Below are 10,919 nucleotides of genomic sequence, written 5' to 3' on the forward strand. Positions count from 1 at the left end.
CGCGGGGACCGGCCGGAGGCCCGCCAGGCGGTGACGGCCCTCGCGCACGCCTTCGTCCACGGTACGGACGTCGACTGGCCGGCGCTGTTCGCGGGTCATGACCCGCGTCTGGTCGAGCTGCCGACCTACGCCTTCGAGCGCGAGCGCTACTGGCTGGAGCCCGTCGCGGGTGACGTCGCCTCCGCCGGACTCACCGACGCGGCCCATCCGCTGCTCGCCGCCGTCGTCGAACTCCCGGACGGCGGAGCGCTGCTGACCGGGCGGATCTCCCTCGCCACCCACCCCTGGCTGGCCGACCACGTGGTGCCCGGAGGACTGCTGCTCCCCGGGGCGGCCTTCGTCGAGCTGGCCGTCGCGGCCGGTGACCGCGTCGGCGCGCCTCGGATCGAGGACCTGACGGTGACCGCGCCGCTGCCCCTCGCCGAGCACGGCGTCGCTCTGATCCGGGTGACCGTGTCGGCCGAGGACGCCGCCGGGCGCCGGGACATCGCCGTCGACTCGCGGGCCGACGCCGAGGACGAGTGGACGCGCAACGCGAGCGGTCTGCTCGGCCGGGCCGTCGCCGAGCCGTCGGCCGCCGGGGCGTGGCCGCCGCCGGAGGCGGTCGAGGTCGACACGACGGACGTCTACCGGCGGCTGGCCGAGCACGGCTACGCCTACGGACCGGCCTTCCGCGGGCTGCGGCGGCTCTGGCGGGCCGGTGCGGACCTCTGCGCCGAGGTCGAGCGGGCCGCGCCCGCCGAGGAGGCCTTCGTCGTCCACCCCGCGCTGCTCGACGCCGCCCTGCACCCGTGGCTGCCGGGCGCCACCACCGGGGACGGCCCGCGCCTGCTGCCGTTCGCCTGGCAGGGCGTGGAGGTCCACGCGACCGGGACCGGCCGGCTGCGGGTCCGGATCACCCCGGTGGGGCCCGACGCGGTGGCCCTGCACCTCGCCGACGCGGCCGGCCGGCCGGTGCTGACCGTCGACTCGCTCACCTGGCGCGAGGCACGCGGCCCCGCCGACGCCGCCGCCAGGCACCTCTTCCAGGTGGACTGGACCCCGGTCGGGACGGCCGGGGCCGAGGCCGCTGACCAGGTCGAGCTGGCCTGGGACGCCGATCCGGCCGCGCTGTCCGGTCCGGTGCCGGCGCTCGTCACGGTGTCGGTGCCCGCCGGTGGCGCGGACGTCGTCGCCTCGGCCCACGAGCTGACCCGGGGGGCGCTCCGACTGGTCCAGGGCTGGCTGGCGCAGGAGCGGTTCGCCGATGCCTGCCTGGCCTTCGTGCTCGACGAGACCGATGTGGCCGCGGCGGGCGTGCGCGGGCTGCTCCGGTCGGCGAGCACCGAGCACCCGGGTCGGTTCAGGATCGTCGCGGTGACCGGCCGGCCCGGCCCGGCGGCGCTGCCGCTGCCCGACGTGGCCGAGCCGGAACTGGCGCTGCGCGACGGCGTCGTCCTGGCGCCGCGGCTGGCCCGGCTGGCGCCCGCGGCGGACGCGCCGGAGCTCCGGTTCGACCCGGAGGGGACGCTGCTGCTCACCGGCGGCACCGGCGAGCTGGGCGCTTCGCTGGCCCGGCACCTGGTCCGCGTCCACGGCGTCCGGCGGCTGCTGGTCCTGAGCCGCAGCGGCCCGGCGGCCCCGTCGGCGGCCCTGCTGCGGGACGAACTCGCCGAGCTGGGGGCCGAGGTGACCGTCGCCGCCTGCGACGCCGCCGACCGGGCGGCCCTGGACGCCGTGCTGCGCGACGTCCCGGCCGCGCATCCGGTACGGGCGGTGGTGCACGCCGCCGGTGTGCTGGACGACGGCATCGTCACCGCCCTGACCGCGGAGCGGGTGGACGCCGTCCTCCGGCCCAAGGTCGACGCCGCGTGGGCGCTGCACGAGGCGACCCGGGAGCTGGACCTCACCGCCTTCGTGCTCTACTCCTCGGTCTCGGCCCAGATCGGCGCGGCCGGCCAGGCCAACTACTCGGCCGCCAACGCCTTCCTCGACGCGCTGGCCGAGCACCGCGTCCGGCACGGCCTGCCGGCCACCTCCCTGGCCTGGGGCCTGTGGGCCCAGGCCGGCGGCATGGCCGAGAGCCTGACGGACACCGACATGGCGCGGATGGCCCGGACGGGCGTGCTCCCGCTGCCGCACGACACGGGGGTGCGGCTGTTCGACCTGGCGGTGCGGCAGAACCGCGCGCTGGTGGTGCCGATGCGCTTCGACTCCGCCGCCGTCCCGGGCGGCCCGGTGCCGCCGCTGCTGCGCGGCCTGCTCCGCGCCGGAACCCCGGCGCGGCGCGGCGCCGCCGCCGGCCCGCTCGCCGGTGCGGCGGCGCTGCCGGTCGCCGACCGCGCGGCCGCCGTGACCGGGCTGGTGCGGGACACCACCGCCGCCGTGCTCGGCCACGCCGACGCCGACGCCCTCGACCTGGACCGGACCTTCCAGAGCCTCGGGCTGGACTCGCTGACCGCCGTCGAGCTCCGCAACGGCCTGGCCGCGGCGCTCGGCTCGCGGGTGCCGACCACGCTGGTCTTCGACTACCCGACGCCCCGGGCGGTGGTCGCCCACCTGCTGGCCGAGCTGACCGGCGAGCCCGCGGCCGAGGAGGCGCCGGGCCGGCCGGACCGGGCCACGGCCGACGAGCCGATCGCCATCGTCGCGATGGCCTGCCGCTACCCCGGTGAGGTGGACTCCCCGGAGGCCCTGTGGCGGGTCGTCGCCGAGGAGCGCGACGTGGTGTCCGGCTTCCCGCAGGACCGGGGCTGGCCGGCGGACCTGTACGACCCGGACCCCGAGCGGCCCGGTCACACCTACGCGACCGGCGGCGGCTTCCTGCACGGCGCCGCCGACTTCGACGCCGCGTTCTTCGACATCTCGCCGCGCGAGGCCCTGGGCATGGACCCGCAGCAGCGCCTGCTGCTGGAGACGGCCTGGGAGTCGCTGGAGCGTGCCGGGATCGACCCGGCCACCCTGCGCGGCAGCCGGACCGGCGTGTTCGCCGGGCAGATGTACCACGACTACGCGCCCAGCGTGGACCGGATGCCGGAGGACCTCGAAGGCATCCTGCTGACCGGCAACACCGGCAGCGTGCTGTCCGGCCGGCTCTCCTACGCCTTCGGTCTGACCGGCCCGGCGATCACGGTGGACACCGCCTGCTCCTCGTCCCTGGTGGCGGTGCACCTCGCCGCGCAGGCGCTGCGGGCGGGGGAGTGCACGATGGCCCTGGCCGGCGGCGTCACCGTGATGTCGACGCCCGGCACCTTCGTCGAGTTCGCCCGCCAGCGCGGCTTGGCCCCCGACGGCCGGTCCAAGCCGTTCTCGGCCGCGGCCGACGGCGTCGGCTGGTCCGAGGGCGTCGGGGTGCTCGTCCTGGAGCGGCTGTCGGACGCCCGGCGCAACGGGCACCAGGTGCTCGCGGTGGTGCGCGGCTCGGCGGTCAACCAGGACGGCGCGTCCAACGGCCTGACCGCTCCGAACGGCCCGTCGCAGCAGCGGGTGATCCGGCAGGCGCTGGCGAACGCCGGGCTGACCCCGGCCGACGTGGACGTGGTCGAGGCGCACGGGACCGGCACCCGGCTCGGCGACCCGATCGAGGCGGAGGCCCTGCTGGCCACCTACGGCCGGGACCGGGACGCGGACCGGCCGCTCTACCTCGGCTCGGTGAAGTCCAACCTCGGGCACACCCAGGCCGCCGCCGGCGTCGCCGGCATCATCAAGCTGGTCATGGCGCTGCGGCACGAGGTGCTGCCCCGGAGCCTGTACGCCGACGACCCGTCCCCGCACGTGGACTGGACGGCGGGCGGGGTGGAGCTGCTCGCGGGCAGCCGGCCCTGGCCGGCCGGCGGCGCGGCCCGGCGCGGCGCGGTCTCGTCCTTCGGCATCAGCGGCACCAACGCCCACGTGATCATCGAGCAGCCGCCCGCCGCGGTGCCCGCCGTCCCCGTCGCCCCGGCCGCCGTCCGGGCCCCGGGCGTCGTGCCGTGGGTGCTCTCGGCCCGGAGCCTGCCGGCCCTGCGGGCCCAGGCAGGCCTGCTCGCCGACCGACCGGCGGACGACCCGGCGCAGGTCGCCGCGGCCCTGCTCGCCACCCGGTCGGAGTTCGAGCACCGCGCCGTGGTGCTCGGCGACGGCGCCGAGGACCTGCGGACGACCCTGCGGGCCGTGGCCGCCGGGGAGCCGCACGCCCGGGCGGTGCTCGGCGAACGGACCGAGGAACCCGGCGACGTGGTGTTCGTCTTCCCCGGCCAGGGCTCCCAGTGGGTCGGAATGGCCCGTGAACTGGTTGTCACCGCACCGGTGTTCGCGCAGGCCCTGCGGGCGTGCGACCGGGCGATCGGCGAGCTCACCGGCTGGTCGGTGCTGGCGGTCGTGACGGGCGCCGAGGACGCTCCCTCGCTGGACCGGGTCGACGTGGTGCAGCCCGCGCTGTTCGCGGTGATGGTGTCGCTGGCGGAGCTCTGGCGCTCGCTGGGCGTCCACCCCGCCGCCGTGGTCGGGCACTCCCAGGGCGAGATCGCGGCCGCCCACGTGGCGGGCGGCCTCTCGCTCGCGGACGCCGCCCGGATCGTGGTGCTGCGCAGCCGGGCCCTGACCGAACTGGCCGGCTCGGGCGGCATGCTGTCCGTCCCGCTGCCCGAGGCCGAGGTGACGGCCGCCCTGGCCGGCCGGGACGGCCGGCTCTCGGTCGCCGCGGTGAACGGACCGCGCGCGACCGTGGTGTCCGGCTGGGTCGACGCGCTGGACGCCTTCGAGGCCGAGCTGCTCGCGGCGGACGTCCAGGTGCGGCGGATCCCCGTCGACTACGGGTCGCACTCCGTCCAGGTCGAGCCGCTCCGGGAGCGGCTGCTCGCCGAACTCGGCCCGGTCGCCCCGGTCTCCGGCACCGTGCCGATGTGGTCCACCGTCACCGGAGGCCGGCTCGACACGGCGGAGATGGGCGCCGCCTACTGGTACGAGAACCTCCGCCGCACCGTCCGCCTCGACGAGGTGGTCGGCGAGCTGCTGGCCACCGGGCACGGCGTGTTCGTGGAGTGCAGCCCGCACCCGGTGCTCACCGTCGGGATCCGCGACCGGGCCGAGAGCGGCGACCGGCCCGCGGTCGCGGTCACCGGATCGCTCCGGCGCGACCGGGGCGGCCTCGACCAGTTCCTGGGCAGCGCCGCCGAACTGTACGTGCGCGGGGTCCCGGTGGACTGGACGCGCCCGCTCGGCGCCGTCCCCGGCCGGCCGGTCGACCTGCCCACCTACCCGTTCCAGCGCGAGCGGTTCTGGCTCGGCCCCGTCACCGCCGCCACCGACGTCACCGCCGCCGGGCTGGCCGGCACCGGCCACCCGCTGGTCGGGACGGCCGTCGACCTGCCGGACGGCGGGCTGGTCCTGACCGGGCGGCTCGCCCTGGACACCCGGCCGTGGCTGGCCGACCACACCGTGTTCGACCGCGTCCTGGTACCCGGGACGGCCTTCGCCGACCTGCTGACCGCGATCGGCGACCGGGTCGGCGCACCCTGCCTGGAGGAGGTGACCATCACCGCCCCGCTGGTCGTGCCGGAGCGCGGCGGCGTCCTGGTCCGGGCCGTGGTGTCACCGGCCGACGAGGAGGGCCGCCGCCGGGTGAGCGTCCACTCCCGCACCGGGACGGACGAGGCCGCACCGCCGTGGACCGACCACGTCGAGGCCGTACTCGGCTCGACCGGCGGCGCCCCGGTCGAGCTGCGCGCCTGGCCGCCCGTCGGTGCCGCCGAGGTGGACCTCGACGGGGCGTACGAGCGGCTCGCCGCCGACGGCTACCGGTACGGACCGGGCTTCCGCGGGCTGCGCCGGCTCTGGCGGCTGGGCGAGGACCTCTACGCCGAGGCCGTGCTGGAGGGCGAGCAGCCCGACGGGCACCTCGTGCACCCGGGCCTGTTCGACAGCGCGCTGCACCCCCTGCTGCTCGTCGACGACCGGGAGGGCGGACTGCCGTTCGCCTGGCAGGGCGTGCGGGTGCACGCCTCCGGCGCCACCCGGGTCCGTGCCCGGATCAGCCCGGTCGGCGCCGACGCGGTGTCGGTGGCGCTCGCCGACGGCACCGGCGCGCCGGTGCTGACCGTCGACTCGCTGGTCCTGCGGCCCGCCGCCCGCGCGGCGCTCGCCGCCGGGGCGGGGACGCCCGACGCGCTGCACCTGGTCGACCTGGTGCCGCTGCGGCCCGCGCCGACGGACCCCGACACCACCGGCTGGGCCGTGCTCGGTGAGCTGCCGGCCTGGTGGCCCGCCGAGCTGGGCCGGCCGGCCTCCTTCCCCGACCCGGCGGCCCTGGCCGCGTCGGCCGGCCCCCGCCCGGCCGTCGTCCTGGCGCCCGCGGACCTGCCGGCGGACCGGGCGGACACCGGAGCGGGTGTCGCCGACGCCGCCCGCCGAGCCGTGCACCGGACGCTCGACCTCGTCCGGTCCTGGCTCGCGGACGAGCGGCTGGAGGGCACCGAACTCGTCGTACTGACGGTCGACTCCCTCGCCGGCGACCCGGCCCAGGCCGGTGTCCGCGGCCTGCTGGCGACCGCCCGGACCGAGAACCCCGGGCGGTTCCGGCTGGTCGACCTCGACGGCGAGGCCGCCGCCCGGTCGCTGCCCGCCGCGCTGGCCACCGGTGAGCCCCAGCTGGTGCTGCGCGGCGCCGAGTGCTTCGTCCCCCGGCTCGTCCCGGCGGCGAGCCGGCCGGCCCTCCCGGTGCCGGACTCCGCCGCCTGGCGGCTGGAGATCCCCGAGGTCGGCACGCTGGACAGCCTGGCGCTGGTGCCCGCCGACACCGCCGACCGGCCGCTGGAGCCGGGCCAGGTCCGGGTCGCCGTCCGGGCGGCCGGGCTGAACTTCCGGGACGTCCTCATGGCCCTCGGGATGTACCCGGGCGAGGTCGTCCTCGGCAGCGAAGGGGCCGGCATCGTCACCGAAGTGGCTCCGGACGTCACCGAGTTCGCGCCCGGGGACCGGGTGGTCGGGATGTTCTTCCACGCCTTCGGCCCGGTGGCCGTCGCCGACCGGCGCATGATCGCCCCGATGCCGGAGGGCTGGTCCTTCGCGGAGGCCGCGTCCGTCCCGGTCGTCCACCTCACCGCCTACTACGGGCTGGTGGACCTCGCCGGGCTGCGGGCCGGGGAGCGGGTGCTGATCCACGCGGCCACCGGCGGCGTCGGCATGGCCGCCGTCCAACTGGCCCGCCACCTCGGGGCGGAGGTCTACGGCACCACGAGCCCCGCCAAGCAGGGGGTGCTCCGTGACCTCGGTGTCGACGAGGCGCACCGCGCCTCCTCGCGGTCCCTCGACTTCGAGGAGCGCGTCCGCACCGCGACCGGCGGCCGGGGCGTCCACGTGGTGCTCAACTCGCTGGCCCGCGAGTACGTCGACGCGTCGCTGCGGCTGACCGTGCCGGGCGGCCGGTTCGTGGAGATGGGCAAGACCGACATCCGGGCCGCGGCCGACGTCGCGCGCGACCACGCGGGCGTCACCTACCGCGCCTACGACCTCGTCGACGCCGGACCGGAGCGGATCGGGGTGATGCTGCGCGAGATCCTGGACCTCTTCCGGGCCGGCGCGCTGACCCTCTCGCCGCTCCGGGCCTGGGACGTGCGCCGGGCCCGGGACGCCTTCCGACACCTGCGCGAGGCCCGGCACGTGGGCAAGAACGTCCTGACCGTGGCGCCCGCGCTCGACCCCGACGGCACCGTCCTGATCACCGGCGCCACCGGGCTGCTCGGCGGGATGATCGCCCGCCACCTGGTGCACGCCCACGGTGTCCGGCACCTGCTGCTGGCGAGCCGCAGCGGCGCGGCCGCCGAGGGGGCCGGCCCGCTGGCCGCCGAACTCCGCGCGGCCGGTGCCCGGGTGACCCTCGCCGCCTGCGACACCGCCGACCGCGCGGCACTGGCCGGCCTGCTGGCCGACATCCCGGAGAAGCACCCGCTGACCGGCGTCGTCCACGCGGCCGGGGTCCTCGACGACGGGGTGCTCACCTCGCTCGACGCGGCCCAGGTCGACCGCGTCCTGCGGCCGAAGCTGGACGCCGCCTGGCACCTGCACGACCTCACCCGCGACCTCGACCTGGCCGCGTTCGTCCTCTACTCCTCCATCGCCGGCGTCAACGGCGCCGCCGGCCAGGCCAACTACGCCGCCGCCAACACCTTCCTCGACACCCTCGCCGCGCACCGCGCCGCGAGCGGCCGGGCCGGGCTCTCGCTCGCCTGGGGTCTGTGGGAGCAGGCCAGCGGAATGACCGGGCACCTCGCCGAGGCCGACCGGGCCCGGATGGCCCGCGGCGGGCTGGTGCCGATGACCGCGGAGGAGGGGCTGGCCCTCTTCGACGCCGCGCTCGCCGCCGGCGAACCCGTGGTCGTCCCGGCCCGGCTCGACACCCGCGCCCTGCGCGCCGACCCCGACGGCGTGCCCGCGCCGCTGCGCGACCTGGTGCGGACCGCGGTGGTCCGGCGCACCGCCGCGGCGGGCGGCGACGGGTCGCAGTCCCTCGCCGAGCGCCTGGCCCGGCTGTCCGGGGCGGACCGGCGCAGCACGCTGCTCGACCTGGTCACCGCGCAGGTCGCCGCCGTCCTCGGGCACTCCGACCCGGCCCAGGTGCGGGACGCCCGCGCCTTCAAGGAACTCGGCGTGGACTCGCTCACCGCGGTCGAACTGCGCAACCGGCTGGCCGCCCTGAGCGGTCTGCGGATGCCGGTGACCCTGGTCTTCGACCACCCCAGCCCGGCCCGGGTCACCGACCACATCCTCGGCGCGCTCGCGCTCCCCGAGGACGACGAGGACCCGGTGATGGCCGGCCTCCGGGCGGTCGGCGACTCCCTGGCGGGCGCCCTCACCGACGAGGAGTCGCGCCGCCGCGTCACCGCCCGTCTGCGGGAACTGCTGGACGCCTGCGCGGCGCCCGCCGCGGACGGCGCGGGGGACGACGACGACCTCGACGCGGCCACCGACGACGAGCTGTTCGCCCTGGTCGACCAGGACCGGCCCTAGGGCTTGTCGGACGAGGAGGGGTGTGCTTCCTTCCGCCGCCCACTGTTCCACCGCCCGATGTTCCACACCGCCTGCCGTATGCGACCGACCAGGGAGTGACCGCGCGTGTCCGACGAATCCAAGCTCCGCGAATACCTCAAGCGTTCGATCGCCGACGCGCGTGACGTGCGGAGGCAGCTCGAAGAGGTCCAGGAGAAGGCGAACGAGCCCATCGCCATCGTCGGCATGGCCTGCCGGTTCCCCGGCGGGGTCGGCTCGCCCGAGGACCTGTGGCAGCTGGTCGCCGACGGCGTCGACGCCATCGGCGGGCTGCCCACCGACCGGGACTGGGAGCTCGACCGGCTCTACGACCCCGACCCGGAGGCCGCCGGTCACAGCTACGCCCGGGACGGCGGATTCCTCTACGACGCGAGCCTGTTCGACGCGGGCTTCTTCGGCATCTCGCCGCGGGAGGCGCTGGCCATGGACCCGCAGCAGCGGCTGCTGCTGGAGACGGCGTGGGAGGCCTTCGAGCACGGGGGCATCGACCCGGTGGCGCTGCACGGCAGCCGGACCGGGGTGTTCGTCGGGGCGAGCGGCCACGAGTACGGCCCCCGCGTCGACGAGACCCCGGCCGAGGTGGAGGGGCTCGTCCTCACCGGCGGCGCACCGAGCATCATGTCCGGCCGGGTCGCCTACACCTTCGGCTTCACCGGTCCGACCCTGACCGTCGACACCGCCTGCTCCTCCTCGCTGGTGGCCCTGCACCTGGCGGCGCAGGCCCTGCGCAACGAGGAGTGCCCGATCGCGGTGGCCGCCGGAGTCACGGTCATGTCCACCCCCCGAACCTTCGTGGAGTTCTCGCGGCAGCGGGTCGGCGCGCCGGACGGCCGCTGCAAGTCGTTCTCGGCCGAGGCCGACGGCGCGGGCTGGTCGGAGGGTGTGGGGGTGCTGCTGCTGGAGCGGCTCTCGGATGCCCGTCGGCTGGGTCATCGGGTGTTGGCGGTGGTGCGGGGCAGTGCGGTGAACCAGGACGGTGCGTCGAACGGGCTGACGGCGCCGAACGGCCCCTCGCAGGAGCGGGTGATCCGGCAGGCTCTGGCCAGCGCCGGGCTGTCGGCGGCGGACGTGGACGCGGTGGAGGCGCACGGGACGGGCACCCGGCTGGGTGACCCGATCGAGGCGCACGCGCTGCTGGCGACGTACGGCCAGGACCGTGCCGAGGGCGAGCCGCTCTGGTTGGGCTCGGTGAAGTCGAACATCGGCCACACCCAGCACGCGGCGGGGATGGCCGGCGTGATCAAGATGGTGCTGGCGATGCAGCACGGGGAACTGCCCCGGAGCCTGTACGCGAAGGAACCGTCGCCGTTCATCGACTGGTCGGCCGGGGCGGTGGAGTTGCTGGGCGAGGCCCGGGAGTGGTTCCCGGGTGACCGTCCGCGTCGCGCCGGTGTCTCCTCGTTCGGGATCAGTGGTACGAACGCGCATGTGATCCTCGAGGAGGGGGATCCGGCGGCGGTCGCGGTGGGCGGTGACCGGGCGGCGATGCCGGTGGTGCCGTGGGTGGTGTCGGCGCGCTCGGCGGAGGCGCTGGGCGGGCAGGTGGCCCGGGTGGCGGAGCTGGCCTCCTCGGGTGACGCCGATCCGGTGGATGTCGGGTGGTCGTTGGCGACGTCGAGGGCGGTGCTGGATCACCGGGCGGTGGTGCTGGGCTCGGATGTGGTCACTGCCGGAGCGGGTGCGGTGCGGGCGGGTGTGGGGTTCCTGTTCGCGGGCCAGGGCGGTCAGCGGGTCGGGATGGGGCGGGAGTTGTACGGGGCGTTCCCGGTGTTCCGGGAGGCGTTCGACGAGGTGTGCGCGGTGCTCGACGCGCCGGTGGCCGAGGTCGTCGCCTCGGGTGAGGGGCTGGGTCGTACGGGGTTGGCGCAGCCGGCGCTGTTCGCGCTGGAGGTGGCGCTGTTCCGGCTGCTGGCCTC

General features: G+C 76.8%; 2 protein-coding genes. Both read left to right on the plus strand.

Going from position 1 to position 10,919, the window contains the following annotated elements:
• Positions 1-30: 30 nt before the first annotated feature.
• The gene (locus ABZ497_RS35685; RefSeq protein WP_359812022.1) at positions 31-8,964 is read left to right on the plus strand and encodes an SDR family NAD(P)-dependent oxidoreductase; all 8,934 of its coding nucleotides are present in this window, start codon (positions 31-33) and stop codon (positions 8,962-8,964) included.
• Positions 8,965-9,069: 105 nt separating this feature from the next.
• On the plus strand, positions 9,070-10,919 hold a 1,850-nt coding region (locus tag ABZ497_RS35690; RefSeq protein WP_359812025.1), incomplete at its 3' end, for a type I polyketide synthase.

Origin of the sequence: Kitasatospora sp. NPDC005751 (assembly GCF_040630835.1) — a bacterium.
Lineage (GTDB): Bacteria > Actinomycetota > Actinomycetes > Streptomycetales > Streptomycetaceae > Kitasatospora.